The organism is Winogradskyella marina (assembly GCF_015645385.1).
GTDB classification, from domain to species: Bacteria; Bacteroidota; Bacteroidia; order Flavobacteriales; family Flavobacteriaceae; genus Winogradskyella; species Winogradskyella marina.
The window spans coordinates 1-18114 of the sequence record NZ_JADOET010000007.1; the positions used below are offsets into that span (position 1 = coordinate 1).

Sequence of the window (18114 nt, forward strand, 5' to 3'; positions counted from 1 at the left end):
GAAACGCGACATGATGTCTTTGTTTCGGGGTGCAAATATAGAACCCTTTTTCATTCCCACAACACCTTTTTGCTTTTTATTTTAATCTTTTTTTTTAAGCCCCTTGAAACCATCCTTTTACACAGCAAAGTTTTTTTAAATTTGATCAGTTGGTAATATACAATACGGAATACGTAACCTATTTAGCTCTTCCTAGTGGCCAGGTAAACCACTAACATATCAACGTGCTTACTTTATAAGCACTCCACTTATCTATACCTGTAATATTATTTGAAACTATATGATACTACAGAAGCCACTTAATATGCAATTAATCTTCAATTAAAATAACACACTAGTTAACATTCGCTTTATACAGTTAAAGATGATTTAGTTTAATCCTTCTATAAAAAGAAATCCCATACTAAACCGAACCTAATCGTAAAGTCCCTGTATGGATTATTAGGAGCTGAAAAATAATCGTATCCTGTAAACGAAGAATTGAAGTGTTCTGCTTTAAAAAAGATACGTGTTTGTCTAACCTTAGCATTAATAAAGAAATCCAATCTAGGAAAACCACCTAGTTTGGTTTCGTTCTGCGTATAGAATTCAGCGAGTAACGGATCATAACCATTCATATTATACTCGGAGAAGTAATTAAAAGTTACACCTGTCTGTAGCGTCATTGATTTTTTAAACAACTGATTGGAATAATAAAGTGTGTTTCGTGATATGAATGCAGGTACATTAAGAACCTCTTCATCACTCACAACATTTTGATACATTAATGTGTTATCTAGTGCAAAATTGCCAACCCTGAATTCCTTCTGCAGTTTTATTCTTAAATATTGAAGTGGTTTATTGTATTGCTTAGGCTCAATCTTCTTAACTCCATCTATAGTTTCTTCTAAATTAAAATAGGTGTAATTATCGATATTAGATAAATCAAGAACGGCATTAAACCATTTTTGAGATTTCATATTCAGTTTTAATTGTTGTGTATTTACATTTTGAAAACGATCTAAGTTATACCAGTTGTAATTTATGTAATCGCTTTGATATAATAAGTGGTTATAATTTGCAAGTCTAGAATTTAATGCAATTCCACCAGAAAATGCAATATCTTCATTAAACTGCCAGTTTAATGTTGCATCTAAATAACTACCAACAAATGTATCGGACAGGTTTAGCCCTCCCTTACCTGTAATATTAAAACCTTTATAAGTTTTAGAATACGCTCCTTCTACCCCAAAGAAGTTGGACTTTATTCTATTTGTAATAGTCGTTTCCGGAAATAAGACAATACTGTTATAACCATAATTAACATCTGTATAATTTACTGCAAACGAAATATCTCCAATTACATTATTAATATAATTTAACCCAAGAGATGTTTTGAAGTTCTCTAACTTTACTTTATCTCTAATACTATTTGTAAAGGCATCGCCAAAAACGTCAGTTGCAGATGCTGTTTGTTTATACTGATAATACTTATCCTCCAAAGAGATTTTATTAACCAACCTAATAGTATTATTAGACAAAGAATCTGTGTCATGAAGTATTCCATAGGAATGTTCAAGAAAAAAACGTTTCCCTTTTAATATGTTTTCTGCGTTCTCAAATACAGGATCAAATACAGAGCGGTCTAAAAACTCTTCATTACCCGATGTGAAATTATCTAAATCCTCTTCCTTTAATCCACCGTTTTCTTGATTAAGCAAGTCTTGCATTACAACATAGCCTTTGGCTTGGTATTTTTCGTTCTTTGTTTTATAATTTGTAACAAACCGAAAATTCCCAGAACTCGTTAATGCGTTTTGGTAATTCCCTAAAGATCTTAATCCTTTATAGGCAATTGAAAAGTTAAATTGTTTTGACAGGTTTACTGTAAAGAAAGCATCTAAAAGCTGCCCTTGCTCAAATGCTGTCTTATAGGTTAATCGCGTCCATGGAGTAGGAACTTCATAAGACATAATATCCTTATGCTCTAAATAATTAAAATGACGTGCTCTCGCACCAAACAAAGGCGATGTATTTTCATCCCAAGAATTAAAACTGAGTGTATTATAGGTTTGCCCAATATTGGCAAAAGGCATTAAATTAAAATTGTCCTTCTGAAGATAGTTTAGCTTATAGTCCTTTTTTATGGTTAATGTTGTATCAACAGAGATAGTGTCTAATGCATTGTTAAACTGTAGATACATATCTATTGTAGCTAATTCCTTAAACCCCTTTGACCTATTAGTTAAAGAAGTCGTATCTGATCTATTATTTGGATTTACTTTATTTACTTTAGATAGTTTAGTCTGAGCGACTAGGCTTACTGTAAAAAAACAAAATACAAGTATGTAAAAATATTTGTTCTGCATTTAGAAATATATAATTTTGAAACAAAGTAAACCATTAATTATTGTATAAGAATATAAAATTACAATTTACTTAACATAAAAAAGACCAACAGTGTTTATTGTTGGTCTTTTGTATTATATAATTATTTAGAATTCTTTAATCAATAATAATTTTGTGAGTTGTACTATTGGTTCCTTGAGAAATATTAGCATAGTAAACTCCCGATGCCACACTACTTAAACTTATAGTTCTATTAAACCTAACGGAATCATTAACGAATGTGTTTTTATAAACTAAACGCCCACTAACGTCATAAATATCAACTTTTACATCGCTACTATTGTTTAAGCTAGAATCAAAGCTAATTGTAAATTCACCTTTATTCGGATTTGGATAGACCACTAAACTATTAGACAAAGCATTATCTTTAGTACTAAGCACCAAATTGTTTCCTGATATTATTAAAGAAAAATTTTGGCCATTTGGACTACTCTGCAAAGCACCTTTGTGTGTTACTGTCAACGTGTACTCACCTGTTTCAGGGGCATCTATATCTATACGCTCAACATTGTCGACGTTATTATCACCTTTGGTGTTCGTAATACCTCCAATAGGTGATAAGGCTATTTTCCAAGGTAAAAACGTAGTGCCATCTTTAGTAATTCGTAAATCCAAATCATTTACTAATGAAGGTGTTGGATCATTTAGAGTACCAGAAGAAATAGTTCCTGGTATATCTGTCCAACAAATTGTTGCAGCCAATTTACTTCCCGCTTCAGCCATAAAAGTATAAGTATAGGTTGTATTATTATTGAGCGTTAATTCTTTTAAAACAGCCGTACCTATTGTTGAACCTTCAATTATTTCTGCTGAAGCCTTAGCGTCTAAAAAGCCCCAACCAAATTTAGGGTCTGGTCCCTCTTGCGCTGGATCATCTACAGCCGTGTGGCAAACTAATCCTTTCAATGTAGACGCATCCATATAATTACCTCCGTATAATTGACTATAATACTGTTGTAAAAGTACCAAAGTTCCCGTAGTATTAGGAGCTGACATGGAAGTACCTGTAGAGAAACCGTATCCATTGCCAGGAACTGGCGAATATAGGTTTGTCCCATCAGCAGCAATATCTGGCTTTACTCTTAAATCATCAGCTGGACCTTGACTACTACTAGAATTGATGGTAAGACTTAAATTTCCGCCGTTTACCGTAGGATTGGCATTAGCAATTACTAAATTATTCTTGCCTACCTTATCTCCTGTTAGTTTATCGTAACCAGGTACACGTTGACCATTAAAGCTTGTCTGTCCATTATTACCCGCAGAATGCACTGATAAATATTGAGGATTATTATATATTAACTGATCAATTGTTCTCGAATCTGAAGTATAAGCACCCATAACCCATTCTTGATTAGAATTTACATAAGACGCAACTGGTACACCGTAAGAATGGTTAGATAAAAAAATAGGACTGGTTGTGTTTGTAACTGCTGCCAACATTTCAGATGAATCATCTGAAAAGTTATAATTTCTAATAGTAACATTTGTCGCCATACCTTTCGCAGCCGCGTCCACACCAGTAGCACCAATTGTGCCAGAGACATGAGTACCATGCGAATTAAATGGTCCTGATTCTGTAAGGTTTCCAGAATCTAAAACCGTAACACGAGAAACTCCGTTGTTTCCAGCAAATTCTGGATGTGTACTTTGAGCTGGTCCTTCATCCCATATCCCAACAATAATCCCAGTACCATCAAGATCTAAACCTAAAGCACCCCCAACTTGTAGTTGATTCGTTTTAGTAGCTAATGCCGCAGAAACATTATCTGTTGTTACATAAATAGGAGAACCATTGATAACATCTTTCATGTAAAAAAACGATCCATCTTCATCCGTATAGCTTCGTTTAATATTATGACTAAAAAGGTAAGCTTTTACTCTACTTTCTCTTTGATTTTGTTCAAGCTTTAGCGTGCTATACAACTCCTTGTTAGAATTAGATAAACTATTGTAATGTTCCTTACTCATCTCTTGTGAAAAAACTAAACTAGTCAACAGAGATAAAAAGGAAATGAATAAAATTGTAAAATTTTTCATAAGTAATTAATTTTTGATAAAAATACATTAAAATAATGTAATATACATAACATAATTATCACATAATTACATGAGACAATTTAAGAATAATTGTAGCAATTCTTATTTTTAATTTTGCCTAAATATCAGTAAGGCGCGAATTATAATATTAATCGATTAGGAAACTTAATCGTTCTAAATTTCACAAAAATCTAGCTTAATAAGCTAATAGTGAGCATTCCATACCAATTTATGAGATTTTTATTGGCAAATATTTTTTGGAGCTTTTAAAATGTGGACTATACGTATGGCCAATAGTGACAGACGTAAACTAATTCCAAACTATTATATGATCTTAGTTTTAATCAACACTATTTATGATAATTACGATTCGTAGTTTATTGAAATATTTAGTAATGTAGTATTTTCTGTAAAATTTTATAAAAGATCCTATTAAAACGTAAAACTAATACTTTAATGATAAAAGTATACATTACTAGTTTCTCAATACCATAAACAGTTTTGATATCAGTACACCAAAAACTAATATAAGTAATCCTAAGTAATGCTTCGCTTTATAGAGGAGAATGATTGTTAGTGGATAATTAAAAAAAAGGGTGACTATAAAATTATGACGCCTATTATCTAAAAATCATTTATAATATATTACAAAAAGGTAGAAAATAAAATAGAGCCTGTAAAGAATTACAGGCTCTATTATTTCTTATAATTATACACTTAAGTGTTTAAGTGTATAATTAAATATTTATTGGTTTACACAGAAGTCTGTAGAATCAGAAAAACCAAAGTTTCCAACTCCCGATGATACTGTTAGAGCTCCACATGATAAGCTCCAAGATCCTTCAACTACACCATCTGCCATACCATCACCAAATACATCATACATAATAAACGTATAACATCCATCTTCTAAAGGTACATCGTGATTGTATTCCTTTAATCTACTTTCAACAGAAGCATCAGGACCGTAATCTTGACCACCAGTATAAACAATGTTATCATCAGCATCTCTTATTTCCCATGTTGTTTCACTAGGAAATGCATCTGTAAATACGGTTAAACTATAATTATTACAAGGAACATTATCATCAATTATACTAATTGTTTTAGAAACTGAAAAGTTACCTTCGCCAGCAACACCAATAGGTACACTACTAGATGAAGATAAAGATATCACAACATCTGCATCGCCATTAATTTCATCATCATCTATAGCAGAGAAACTAAACGTAGCAGATGTTTCTCCCGCTGGTATTGTAGCACTCGTCGAAGAAATAGTATATCTTGCAGCATCACCAACCACGTCAATTGCAACTTGGGTATCAGTACTTTGAGCATCACCCAAAATCGCTACAACTTCAATCGTTTGACCGCTATTTTCAACTAAAGAAGTCGCACTAGAATTACTTAACTGAACAAATGTTGAGTTAGAATAAACTATTAAATCTTCCTCACAACTGGAGAACGAGGCCATCACAGCAATTGCTAATATAAACTTAAATATATTTTTCATAATTATTATTATTTTTAGTTAGTATAACCCGGATTTTGCTGTGCAGCAATGCCAGGGTTTGCATTTATTTCAACAATAGGAATAGGTAATGTAAACCTAAAGTCACTTGCAGGTAACGTACAAGCACCACTTTGAATACCACAAGCAATAGGATCTCTATCAACACCTCTATTACCAGCTACGCCTAAACGTTTTAAATCCTTAAATCTATGGCCTTCAAAGGCTAATTCAATTTTACGTTCATCCAAAATAGCTCCAAATGCCTCTTGTTGAGTTCCATACGAAGGAAGCGCTTGAGCAGTTCCAAAACGTGCATCTCTTAATTGCTTAATTAATTGCTCAGCACCATCTAAATCATTTTGTGCCGCTTTAGCTTCCGCTAAAATTAATAACATTTCAGATGATCTAAACACTTTTAAGTCATTCATTAATGGTTTCCCCTCAGAACCTTGATACTTTTGAATTACCAAAACATCATTAGTTATAGGACTAGGATCATTAGGATAGTCAGGACTGATAATTGAGCTTGGCGCCACCATAACATCATAACGGATATCATTAGGATCTAATGCATCAAATACACTTCTATCCATTTCAAAGTATGGAGAACCAGCTAAAGTAGCATTTACAAAAGCAAAAACAGAACCGGCCCATCCGCCTCCAGTATTAACTGAACCTGAATTAGTTTGACCATCATAGGAATCGTTAACCGTTCTTTCTAATTTAAAAATAACTTCTGTGTTATCATTATCTAAAAACATATTAGCGTACTGAGTTCTATTTGCTAACCCATAGCTATTTAATAATTGAGAAGATAGGGTCTCAGCTAAAGGATAATCACCTCTTGTCATTGCCATACGAGCCTTCAATGCATTAATTGCATCTAAAGAAACAAATAAAGGATCAGATTGTGTCTCTATTCGTGAAGTTGCTATATCAATATCAGAATTAATATAGTCCCAAACTTCTCCTGTAGTATTTCTTCTAGGCTGTATGTCTAAACCAGGTATAAAGTCAATTACAGGAACTGCCAAAGTAGAGTCATCTCTAGCATCTGGACTAAAATAAACTAACATCTCAAAATTAGCATAAGCTCTAATAAAATGAGCTTGAGCCAATATATCATCATACATTGCTTGCTCTGCAGCATCACTAGGAGTGATGTTTTGAGCCGCTTCAATTAAAATAGTAGCTCTGTTATTAACTCTAAAGTTTCGCGTCCAAAAATCAAATGGTGCGGCACTAGCAGCATTCATAACAAAATCATACAATGCAAATCCCTGACCACCAGAATCAAAACCTATTGCTATTTCATCTGTGAAATTTGCAGATAGCGCAATCTCTGGGGTTAAGTCCACTTCATCATATACAGCTAACAAGCCGTTTTGCAAGTCGTCGACCGATTTAAACGCATTTGCTGCATCTAAACGCCCTACTTGTCTTATGTCAATTGCGTCATTACAACCCATTAGGGTTAGTATGACTCCTACAATTAGTAATTTATTAAATTTTTTCATATTGTGTGTTTTTTTTTTTTTAAAATCCTAATTCAAATCCTACAGAAAAAGTTCTAGGTGTTGGATATTGTCTAGAAACGTTAGTTCTAGTTTCTGGATCAAACCCTCTCCATTCTGTAAAGGTCACTAAATTTTCACCATTCACAAAGATACTAGCATTAGAGAAACCTGTTCCTTCTAAGAATTTAGTAGGAAAATTATATCCAAAACTAGCAAAACGCAATCTTAAGAAATCTGCACTTCTTAGGAAACGGTCAGAACCTGGAAACGAATTTAAGTTTGCAGCATTATAACTTGGGATATCTGTTATATCACCTGGTTGTGACCACGCTCTCAATAAATCTGTTGAAGCATTGAATTGACCTGCAGCCGTTGGATCAACTAAACCTGCATAATCATTATCAAAACGATCTACACCAATCACATAATTCCATTGCGTTGTTAAGTAAAAGCCTTTGTAATCCATATCTAGAGTAAAGCCACCATTCCAATCTGGAGTTAAATTTTTATCTATCCAAACACGATCCGTATCTGCATCCGGGTTTTCTGTAACATCTCCCTCTGCTGTTAAATATAACAAATTACCATTAGCAGGGTTTACACCAACATATCTCAACGTATAATATTCATTAAGAATTCCACCGTTCTGGCCTAAGCCAATAATTTCACCATTTTCGTTAGGCAAATCTCTAAGCTCTGTTGTATTGTAGTTTCCAACTAGACCTACATTTAAGTTAAAACCATCTATATTTTGAACTACACCGTAATTAACTTGAAAGTCAAATCCTCTGTTCACTAACTCCCCTACATTTGCATCTTGAGAAGTCAAACCTGTTACAGCCGATAATGGTGTACTTTGGAAAAGATCTGAAGTAACTCTCTCATAAACATCGATAGCACCTCTTAATCTATTTTGCCATACTCCAAAATCAACACCCACGTTAAGTGAAGTTACAGTTTCCCATTTTAATGAGCGGTTACCTAACTGAGCTAACGCGATTGAGTTTTGATTTCCATAACCTCCAGTTGTAGTAAATAAATCTAAAGTTAAGTCTGGTCCTCCAAAATAGCCTAAACCAACAATATCTTGGTTACCTGCAGTACCGTAAGACCCTCTTAACTTTAAGTTATTAATAACAGAACCATCCATGAAGCTTTCGTTAGAGATATTCCAACGACCTGACACAGACCAAAACGTTCCCCATCTATTAGACTCAGCAAAACGATAAGATGCATCACGACGTACTGTTGCACCAAAACCATAGCGCTCATCGTAATCATAATCTAAAGCACCGAAATAAGAAAACAAACCTGCATCTAATCTATTAGCATTTGCTAAATCAGCAAATAAACCACCAGCTGGCGCTATAAATGCACTACCATCTCCTGGATGAAATGTAGCAGGATCTAAACCATCTTGAGCATACCCAAAGCCTCTAAAATGTGCTTTAAAATATTCCGTAAACAGTCCCAAATCTACAGTATGCTTACCATAAACCTTAGAAGCATTTAAAGACGTCACTTGGTTATAAGAAAATTGTCTTGTTGATTGTTGCGTTTGAAAACCAGAAGTAGGATTTTCAGCACCACCAAACAAGAATGCGTTAAATGATGTTGGTCCCTCTGCACGAGTTAAAAACTCACTTTGATAATCTCCAGACATCACAGCTCTAGCAGTTAACCAATCTGTTAAAGAATAACTTAAATTTAAACTACCAACAGCTTTAACCTCTTCTTCAAATCTAGTATATGTTTCTAAACGATCTAATAAAAATAATGGTGTGTGAGCGAACGGAGTTCCAAAATTAACTAAATCCTCTCCGTTGGTATAATCACCTGGTGTGATATAAGGTACAGATTGAAACGCACCTAAAACATAGTTTCTGTTAACCCCAGTACCACCAATTTCATTTGGCTCATTAGACTTAGAATAGTTGACAGTAAGATTTACTCCATATTTAAACCTATCATTATTTGATTTACCATTGATATTTGAACGAATATTAAAACGTTTTAAATCACTATCTTCTAACACCCCTTGAGTATCCTGAAAACCAAATGATGTAAACTGCGATGCGTTTTCACTACCACTTGACATTGACATTGTATGACTCTGCGTAACCGCTGTTCTAAAGAAAAAATCGAGCCAATCAAAATTCGGAGCTGCTTCAATTTCAGCATCTGTAAGCGCTGGTCTACCTGCGCCAGAAGCAAATAATGTGTTAGAAACACCACCACCAGCACCAAGACCTCTATCTCTTTCATACGTCAACAATTGTTGAGAATCCATTCTGTTGTAGTCATTATCTTGTAACGTACTAAAAGAAACGAATCCATTGTAAGCAATTTTTAAGCCTTGATCAAAAGAACCTTGTCTCGTTTTAATTACAATAACACCGTTAGCACCTCTATTTCCGTAAATAGCCGTTGCTCCAGCATCTTTTAAAACATCAATTGATTCGATATCTTGAGGGTTAAGTGATCTAAAGTTATCTTCATCTACAGGCGCACCATCTATAATAAATAGCGGCTCAGTATTACCATTAATAGAAGAAACACCACGTAAATTCACCAATGAGTTCCCACCAGGCTGACCTGAACTTGTAGTAATATTTAAACCAGCAACTTGCCCAGACAGCGTCTGCACGAAACTTGCGTTTGGTCTATTCTCAATAGTTTTCGCAGACACCCTAACCGTTGCAGCCTTAGATGTTGCCTTAGAGACATTACTATAACCTACAACAATAACTTCATCTAGCCCACTAGATTCTTTCAAAGCAACATCATAAGTGTTTGCTGCTCCAATTTTAACTTCAGATGCCGCCATTCCCACATAAGAAACCACTAATACATCTCCTTGATTGACTTGAATGGTAAATTTACCATCAAAATCTGTTTGTTGACCCTTAGAGGTCCCCTTTACAATCACATTCGCTCCAGGAAGGGGTAAACCATCCATTGCTGTTGTAACTGTACCTGTGACAGTTTTCTCTTGTGCAAAAGAAAACTGCATCACGAACGCCATAAAAAGCGTTAATAACCATGTTAATTTTAATTTCATAAAACAATTATTTGAGTTAGTCTAGTTGCAAACATCTTAATTTTATATTAAATAACCAAGTGTTTTTGCTAAAAAAATGTTAAGAACGTTACTATATTAATAACATTGCAGGTAAAACATTTTTTCCTTTGTTTTTAGCCTTAAACTCACTACTTAGATGCAATAAGTGTAAATGGGTTGCGTTAAAATTTTAACTTTGTTCAAAAATTAACATTTTGACTCTAAAAAATCAATATTCAACCTTTACGTTAGAATGTGGTACAGATGAAGCAGGTCGAGGTTGTTTAGCTGGCCCTGTAACAGCTGCTGCAGTTATTCTACCAACTTCTTTTAAAAACACACTATTAAATGATTCCAAACAACTTTCCGAAAAAAAGAGAACAAAATTAAAACCCATTATAGAAGACACAAGTGTTTCTTTTGCTGTTCAACATATATATGAATCTGAAATCGATACTATAAATATTTTAAACGCCTCCATAAAAGCGATGCATGGCGCTATTTCGGAATTAAAATCAACTCCTGAGTATATTATTGTAGACGGCAATAAATTTAAACCTTTTAAAAATATTCCACATACCACAATAATTAAAGGAGACAGTAAATATCTCAGTATTGCAGCAGCTTCAGTATTGGCAAAAACCTATAGAGATAGTTATATGGAAAAAATACACGAAGAATTCCCAATGTACAATTGGAAACAAAATAAAGGCTACCCAACAAAAGAACACAGAGCTGCTATAAAAAAATACGGTATTACCAAATATCACAGAAAATCATTTAGATTATTGCCCGAGCAATACCAATTGGATATATAACTTTTTATATTTGTAAACTAAATTCAACTTAATGAAGCGACTTGGTTTTTTATTCATAGTATTTACCTTAATATTGGCCTGCCAAAAAGACTACAATAAAACCAAACAACCGTATAAATTTATTCCGGCTGAATCGTCTACTATTATTCAGATAAATGAACTAAACGACTTTATTAATAGTGTTGAACATAACGATGTTATCTCATCACTATATAATAAGGAGTTAAAAAATGCCGCATTTTTTCTCAACCAACTCAATACAACAAAACAGGTTTACACATCATTTAAAGATTCTAACTACCTCATTCTCACTGAAAACGACAGCACCTTATTTGTACTTGATTCCGTTAAGAATATAATGTCGAAAACGTTAGGTGATTTACAAATTGAAGAAACCCAAATAGACAACAATACCATCTATCATAAAATTATTGGCAATACTTTTGCTGGCTCCAATGATCTTGAACTTTTAAAAACTCTAAATCCCAGCAATGAAAACACCGATCTTAGCAACTTAATTGAAACTACTGATAAAAAATCGGTTGCTTCTATTTTGTTTAAATCTGAAGCCAATACCTACTCTAAATTGTTGTTTTCCGATGCTATAAATACAGACAACTCTTACTATACCGTTCTAGATTTCGATTATACGGAAAATGGATTGAATTACAATGGTATTTTAACGTCCAAAGATTCTAGCGCTAACGATTTAGACCGCTTTAAAAACACCATTCCGCAAAAAACAAATTCACCTTCTATTGCTCCTTATAACACAGCATCTTTATTGAGCATTAGCTATGATAGCTTTTCTCTTTTTAATAAAAATAACCATATAAAAGATAGTATTTCAGAAGTCCCAGAAACTTTTCTAAACTTTACAGATGAAATTGCCATAGTTGACTCAATGTTAGTGCTTCACTCATTAGACCCAAACTTAATTGTTGAGTCTATAGAAAATAAGTCTATGTCAGAATCGTTTAGAGATATTAATATCTATAAATTTGGGAATCCAGACTTTTTTGAATCTAACCTTCAGCCATTTATTAGTTTTAAAAATGCTAAGTATTTTTCCGTTTTCGAGAATTTTATTGTGTTTTCAAGCACTTTAGAAACATTAAAATCCATGCTAACGGATGCTTTAAATAACAATACGCTTGCTAATTCTGATGCATTTCAGAATATAAGTGAGAATTTGAGTGATGAAGCGTCTTTATTTATTTTTAAGAATTCTGAAGCATTATCAACGGTTTTAGGCGAAACAATGACAGGCTACAACGCTAATGCTGTTCAGTTTATACGTGAAGACAACTACACACACGTTAATGGGATTATTCAAAAATTCAAAAAAAGAGCTGCTTCCAATTCTGTGTCCGAAGCTTTTACAACAAAAATTGACGCTTCTATTTTAACCGCTCCTCAAGCAGTTAAAAACCATGTTTCTAATGCGCATGATATTATTGTTCAAGATGTTAACAACACACTCTATCTTATTTCAAGCACAGGAAACATCCTCTGGAAAAAACAGCTACAAGGAAAAATATTAGGTCAAGTAGAACAGATAGACATGTATAAAAATGGCCGATTACAATTAGCCTTTGCAACACCCAATCGTTTATATGTTTTAGATAGAAATGGCAATAATGTATCTCCGTTCCCTTTAAAATTTAACGATGATATTACGCAACCACTTTCGGTTTTTGATTACGATAAACGAAAAGATTATAGACTATTGGTTACACAAGGTAAACATCTCTTAATGTACAACGCTAAAGGCCAGTCTGTAAGTGGTTTTGATTATAAATCAAATAATTCTGAAATTATATCTCAACCTAAACATTTTAGAATTGGTAATAAAGACTATATCTCTTTTGGAGCTGGAGAAACGCTTAAAATTTTAAACCGCCAAGGTGCTATTAGAATCGATGTAAAAGACAAGATTCGTTTTTCTGAAAACGACATTTACTTATACCAAAATAAATTTACAACCACTAATACACTAGGTCAACTGGTTCAGGTAGATACCAAGGGAAAACTAAGTACTAAAAACCTGAATCTTACAGACAATCACAACATTGAAACCACAAGCAAAACCTTAGTTTCTTTAAGAGAAAACCGATTAGGAATAAAATCTAGGACTTTAGATTTAGATTTTGGTGAATACACAGCACCAAGAATATTTTATTTAAATGATAAAATATACGTCTCTACGACTGATTTGCAATCTAAAAAAGTTTACCTTTTTGACAGTCAAGCCAAACCCATTCCTAACTTCCCTGTTTTTGGTACAGCCTCTGCTGAACTAGAAAAATTAGACAACGAAAACAGCCTCGAACTCATTACCCAAAGTGACGATAAAACTATCGTGGTTTACAAACTATACTAGATATTCTACCAACGACACATTTGTTCTTGTTAATTCTTAATGCTACTCTTAAATTTCACAGCATTTTCTATTAAACAATAACAATGAAGAAGTTACCCATTTTAAAATGTTTAAAACAGTTAGCAACCGCTATTCTGCTCGTTACACTTACAACCTCTAACTTAGAAGCACAAACCAAAAAACTAAAACGCCCTAAGAGTAAAGTTCGCATTTCGAGTGTCGATAATTTTGTACAAAAATCTTTTAATATATACGATAAAGTCTACAAGTATGATGGCTACGCGGCATCAGGCACTTCATTAGATGATGAAGATATTGATGTCTTAGAAGAAGCAATAGAAGATGGCACAACCATAAGTGATAGCGCGCCAGCGATTTTAAAAGATATAGATGGCGCAAGCGTTTTTAAACAAGCCAAGGCAACCTTACAAATTAATAAAGCCAAAAACGCTTTAAGATACAGTATTGAAACTTCCAAAGAATTACTGGTAGGTCATCGGGAAAACAAAAATAAAGAAGACAAAGAAGATTCAGAGCTCAGCAGTAATTCTGATAAGGACACCAATAGTAACTCTGGTAATAGTAGCAATTCGGATGACGAAGGGAGTAAAACAGAAGACGCCGCTTCAAATGTTTCTAATGGTTTAGAAATCTATAGTAAATTTGATTTTGTCCCTGGAGACGAACTGCTTTTCTTCGACGATTTCTCTCAAGATTTCATAGGAGATTTACCTAGTAAGTGGAACACTAATGGTTCTGGTGCCGTTGTTAAACTCAATAACGTAGAAGGACATTGGTACGAGCTTAAATCTGGCCAAGGCCTTTTTGTGATGCCTAATATAAATAACCTCCCTGAAGATTATACTATTGAATTTGATCTTTTAACTGCAGGCCTTTCATCTAAAACGGCGTCCTCAGCAAAATTCACTATTATTCTTAGTGACACCGATTTATTTAAAAATGGTAAATCTTACGTATCAGTCTCATTGCCACTTGTCCAAAACCGTGAATATAGCATGAGAGTTCATTCCTATTTCGAGGGTAAAAAAGGTAAAATAGACACAAGGACACCTGTAAATATTAGTCAGGAATTAAACAACCAACCTCATATCGCTATTTCTGTGACCAAACATCGTTACCGTCTTTGGATTAACGAAGTTAAACACGTGGACATTCCAAGGTTTATTGAAAAATTAGACGTGCTTAATTATTTAAAATTTAATTTAAATAGCCTAAATGAAGACGAACACTTAATGATTAAAAACCTAAAAATATTAAAAGGAGGTGAAGATTTAAGACGTCAGTTAATCTCAAAAGGAAAAATCTCTACTAACGGTATTTTATTCGATTCTGGCTCGGCTAACATTCAACCACAATCGCTTGGAATCGTACGTCAAATTTCACAAGTTTTAATGCAAGATGAAAGCATCAAATTAAATATCATTGGGCATACAGATGCAGATGGTAGTGATGTTACAAATTTAGAATTATCTAAGGCCAGAGCTGCTGCTGTAAAAGAAGCTTTAGTATCCATTTACAAAATATCCGAATCGCGTTTAACAACGGACGGAAAAGGAGAAACGCAACCTGTAGGCGATAATAACACCGCTGAAGGTAAATCAAAAAACAGACGTGTAGAATTTGTTAAAATATAGAGGAGGTTTTAAGTCTGAAAACATCAAATTTAGATTGGTGATTTCTAATTTATATATCTTTCCTTTTTGTAGTATTGTAGTCGTAAAACTGGCACTAAGTTTTATAAACTTAAAAGCCCAAAATTTTGACAAACAAACAACAAAAATTTCATAATGATAAAACGACAAAAAGCATCAATTAAGAGCTGTATAATTCACAAAGTAGGCAATAAATTTAACGGCACAAAAAATGCCTTTTCAGATGCTATAGTAGAATTTGACGAAGCGACCTATAATTTAATGCTCCCCTATCTTTTAAAACCATTTGTTAGCGTAGCAGAAAGTTACCGTTTTCATCACCACAGTGATGTTAACCTAAACGAAATCAACACCTACAGTGATCAACTTTTTAAAGAAGATGCTGATTTTGTAGACATTTCAAAACACATTGTTGCCCACCTATTTGAACAAAGTAATTCAGCTCAAATTAAAACAGGAGATGTACTTATTTGCCATTTTGAAAACGTGCAATACGAAGACTATTTTACCGATGCTGTTGGCATTTTTAAAATTGAAAACAAAACCGAATTTTTTCAGACTTATTTAGAAGATAATAACTACGATATATTAGTCCAAAAAGGCATCCAAGCCAAGAAGGTGGATAAGGGTTGTTTAATCTTAAATACGTCTGACATGGAAGGTAAAATTGTCCTCAGTGTCGATAACAACACTTACGATACGCAGTATTGGATAAAAAGCTTCTTAAATATCAAATATCCCGATGATAGCAACCAACACACCAAAAATTGCATTGAACTTTGTAGAGAGTTTTCTAAAGAAGTATTACAACCCAATTTTGGTGGCCAAGAACAGAGTAATTTCTTAGCTAAAACCGTTGACTTTTTTAAAGAAAATGAAATTGTAAATATCGATACGTTTAAAGAAGAGGTTTTTGAGGAAGAAGACCAAATACAACTGTTTGAAGATTATAAAAAAACCTACGAAACGGACAACAAAGTTCTCATTAGAAATCAGTTTGACGTCTCGGAAGTAGCTTTAAAAAAGCAAAAACAGAAGATTAAAACCGAAATAAAATTAGACACTAACATTCAAATAAAACTCGATGTTGATGCTCCAGATGCTTCTGCAGAATATTTAGAACGTGGCTACGACGAAGAAAAGAAAATGCACTTTTACAAAGTGTTTTTTAATGATGAATCTTAAAAAATAATTAGCTAAGGTAAAGCGTAAAATGCTCTTCTATATAAAGAACAAAAGATCAACTAATTCATCGAAAATAATAAGGAAGAAAATAATATTAATTTAAAATCAATTTTATGAAAAAACAATTTAAAAACAAGAAAGTGAACATCTTGAAAACTTATAAAATTCAAGCTGTAAACTAATAAACCCAAAATTTACTATTAATTACAAAACCCAAATATTATGAAAAAATTTTTAATCCTTTTCATCTCAATTACAACTGCATTTTCTTGCTCAAAAGACGATGACAAAACAGATACACCTATTGATCAACCCAAAGAACTAACTGGAGGTTACGTGGTAGTTGAAGGTATTGACAACAACCACCCTAAAGTCTATATTGATGACACTCACATTAACTTTTTAGGCGAATTAGACAGCTACAAAAGTAGAACAAGAACTAAACGAGAATATGAAGCTGTAAGCGAGACAGAGCTTTTAGTCGAAGACCGTTCAGCAATGGTGTCATGGGAGGACAATAAAGTAACAATAACTTTTGATACAGATAACTCAAAATATATCTTTATAAAAGAATCTAGCGTACCAACTGCAGAAGAATGGGTAACAACGGTTGATCCTGTATCTAAAATACAACTTTCAGATTTTGTAAATCAAAACCCTCCTGAAATTGCGGATCTAGCCTATTATAACGGCTATGTTTACACACACGGACATCAAGATTTAAATGGCGATTATGTTCTTACTAAAATTAACCCAAATGACTTTTCAACGTCACACATTCCCGTTCCGAGTGGTAGCACAGGCACATTAGGTTATGGCAGCAATATAGAGTATGTTGGAAGTAATCAATTTTGGATCTATCATTGGGGAAACCCTTTAGATCATATGTATGCGTTTAACTCTTCAACTTTAGAAGAAACCAATAGTATTGAAATGCCTGTGCAATTTAGCAATGTATTTCAATTAGGTTCTAACGGTACAGACCTTTATGGTGCATTTCAAAATAGCATCAGAAAATGGAATTTTATTGACCAAATCTGGGGCAATGAAATAGAATTTGGCCATAGTGGTCCTCGCTATGGTCTTGACTTAGATAGTAACTATTTATATATTGGGAGCAACCGCACTATCCACAAATACGATTTAAGTACATTTAAAGCCGTGGCCGCTTACGATGTTTCTATGGACAACAAATATGTTTTAACAGGATTTACCTTAGTATCAGATAATCATTTAGTTGCGTCGGTCTATAATTTTGATGATACTACATACGAAATAGTGAGTATTGAGTTACCGTAACCTAAATTTAAAACAAAACTTATCAAAAGTGAAAAGCGGTTAAGAATTATAATCTTAGCTGCTTTTCCTGTTTTATAATCCATCTACTTTCCGTGAAGCTTGAAGAATTATAACCTGTTTAATTCAGAAACACATAAAGAAACTTAAAAAGTATTGGCTCCCTTTTTAAAAAAATTGTTGAACGTAAAATACATTCAAGTTTTAAATTAGAAGAAGCTTAGAAAAAAACTAACTATA

Annotated in this window: 10 protein-coding genes; 5 read left to right on the top strand and 5 right to left on the bottom strand. The window is 33.4% G+C overall.

Annotation, left to right across the window (positions count from 1 at the left end; all coding sequences use genetic code 11):
* Positions 1 to 383 precede the first annotated feature (383 nt).
* From ITJ86_RS09355 to ITJ86_RS09375, 5 genes are all read right to left on the bottom strand, one after another.
* Complete coding sequence (locus tag ITJ86_RS09355; protein WP_195871379.1) at positions 384 to 2348, bottom strand: putative porin; 1965 nt, start codon at positions 2346 to 2348, stop codon at positions 384 to 386.
* A 136-nt stretch (positions 2349 to 2484) separates the two neighbouring features.
* The gene (locus ITJ86_RS09360) at positions 2485 to 4428 is read right to left on the bottom strand and encodes a S8 family serine peptidase (protein WP_195871380.1); all 1944 of its coding nucleotides are present in this window, start codon (positions 4426 to 4428) and stop codon (positions 2485 to 2487) included.
* Between the two features lie 745 nt (positions 4429 to 5173).
* Positions 5174 to 5941, bottom strand: a complete 768-nt coding sequence (locus ITJ86_RS09365) for a hypothetical protein (RefSeq protein ID WP_195871381.1) — start codon at positions 5939 to 5941, stop codon at positions 5174 to 5176.
* Positions 5942 to 5955: 14 nt separating this feature from the next.
* Positions 5956 to 7458: a RagB/SusD family nutrient uptake outer membrane protein gene (locus ITJ86_RS09370; RefSeq protein ID WP_195871382.1), complete on the bottom strand. Its 1503-nt coding sequence runs from the start codon at positions 7456 to 7458 to the stop codon at positions 5956 to 5958.
* Between the two features lie 19 nt (positions 7459 to 7477).
* Positions 7478 to 10519: a SusC/RagA family TonB-linked outer membrane protein gene (locus tag ITJ86_RS09375; protein ID WP_195871383.1), complete on the bottom strand. Its 3042-nt coding sequence runs from the start codon at positions 10517 to 10519 to the stop codon at positions 7478 to 7480.
* Between the two features lie 215 nt (positions 10520 to 10734).
* On the opposite strand from ITJ86_RS09375, the gene ITJ86_RS09380 reads away from it, so the two are divergent.
* The 5 genes from ITJ86_RS09380 to ITJ86_RS09400 all read left to right on the top strand — a co-directional run bounded on the left by ITJ86_RS09380 (position 10735) and on the right by ITJ86_RS09400 (position 17877).
* Positions 10735 to 11337, top strand: a complete 603-nt coding sequence (locus ITJ86_RS09380) for a ribonuclease HII (RefSeq protein ID WP_195871384.1) — start codon at positions 10735 to 10737, stop codon at positions 11335 to 11337.
* A 31-nt stretch (positions 11338 to 11368) separates the two neighbouring features.
* A complete protein-coding gene (locus ITJ86_RS09385) occupies positions 11369 to 13720 on the top strand; it encodes a ribonuclease HII (RefSeq protein WP_195871385.1) in 2352 nt (783 codons plus the stop codon).
* Positions 13721 to 13803: 83 nt separating this feature from the next.
* Positions 13804 to 15375 (top strand): OmpA family protein, encoded by a 1572-nt coding sequence (locus ITJ86_RS09390; RefSeq protein WP_195871386.1) that lies wholly within the window; start codon positions 13804 to 13806, stop codon positions 15373 to 15375.
* Positions 15376 to 15528: 153 nt separating this feature from the next.
* Positions 15529 to 16578, top strand: a complete 1050-nt coding sequence (locus tag ITJ86_RS09395) for a nucleoid-associated protein (RefSeq protein WP_195871387.1) — start codon at positions 15529 to 15531, stop codon at positions 16576 to 16578.
* A 222-nt stretch (positions 16579 to 16800) separates the two neighbouring features.
* Positions 16801 to 17877 carry a hypothetical protein gene (locus tag ITJ86_RS09400; protein WP_195871388.1) on the top strand — a complete coding sequence of 359 codons (1077 nt, stop codon included), beginning with the start codon at positions 16801 to 16803 and terminating at the stop codon, positions 17875 to 17877.
* Positions 17878 to 18114 lie beyond the last annotated feature (237 nt).

Excerpts from the sequence above, each read along its gene's own strand:
- ITJ86_RS09385 (WP_195871385.1), top strand. The coding sequence starts at position 11,369 with ATGAAGCGACTTGGTTTTTTATTCATAGTATTTACCTTAATATTGGCC.
- ITJ86_RS09400 (WP_195871388.1), top strand. The coding sequence starts at position 16,801 with ATGAAAAAATTTTTAATCCTTTTCATCTCAATTACAACTGCATTTTCT.
- ITJ86_RS09360 (WP_195871380.1), bottom strand. The coding sequence starts at position 4,428 with ATGAAAAATTTTACAATTTTATTCATTTCCTTTTTATCTCTGTTGACT.
- ITJ86_RS09370 (WP_195871382.1), bottom strand. The coding sequence starts at position 7,458 with ATGAAAAAATTTAATAAATTACTAATTGTAGGAGTCATACTAACCCTA.
- ITJ86_RS09390 (WP_195871386.1), top strand. The coding sequence starts at position 13,804 with ATGAAGAAGTTACCCATTTTAAAATGTTTAAAACAGTTAGCAACCGCT.
- ITJ86_RS09375 (WP_195871383.1), bottom strand. The coding sequence starts at position 10,519 with ATGAAATTAAAATTAACATGGTTATTAACGCTTTTTATGGCGTTCGTG.
- ITJ86_RS09365 (WP_195871381.1), bottom strand. The coding sequence starts at position 5,941 with ATGAAAAATATATTTAAGTTTATATTAGCAATTGCTGTGATGGCCTCG.
- ITJ86_RS09355 (WP_195871379.1), bottom strand. The coding sequence starts at position 2,348 with ATGCAGAACAAATATTTTTACATACTTGTATTTTGTTTTTTTACAGTA.
- ITJ86_RS09395 (WP_195871387.1), top strand. The coding sequence starts at position 15,529 with ATGATAAAACGACAAAAAGCATCAATTAAGAGCTGTATAATTCACAAA.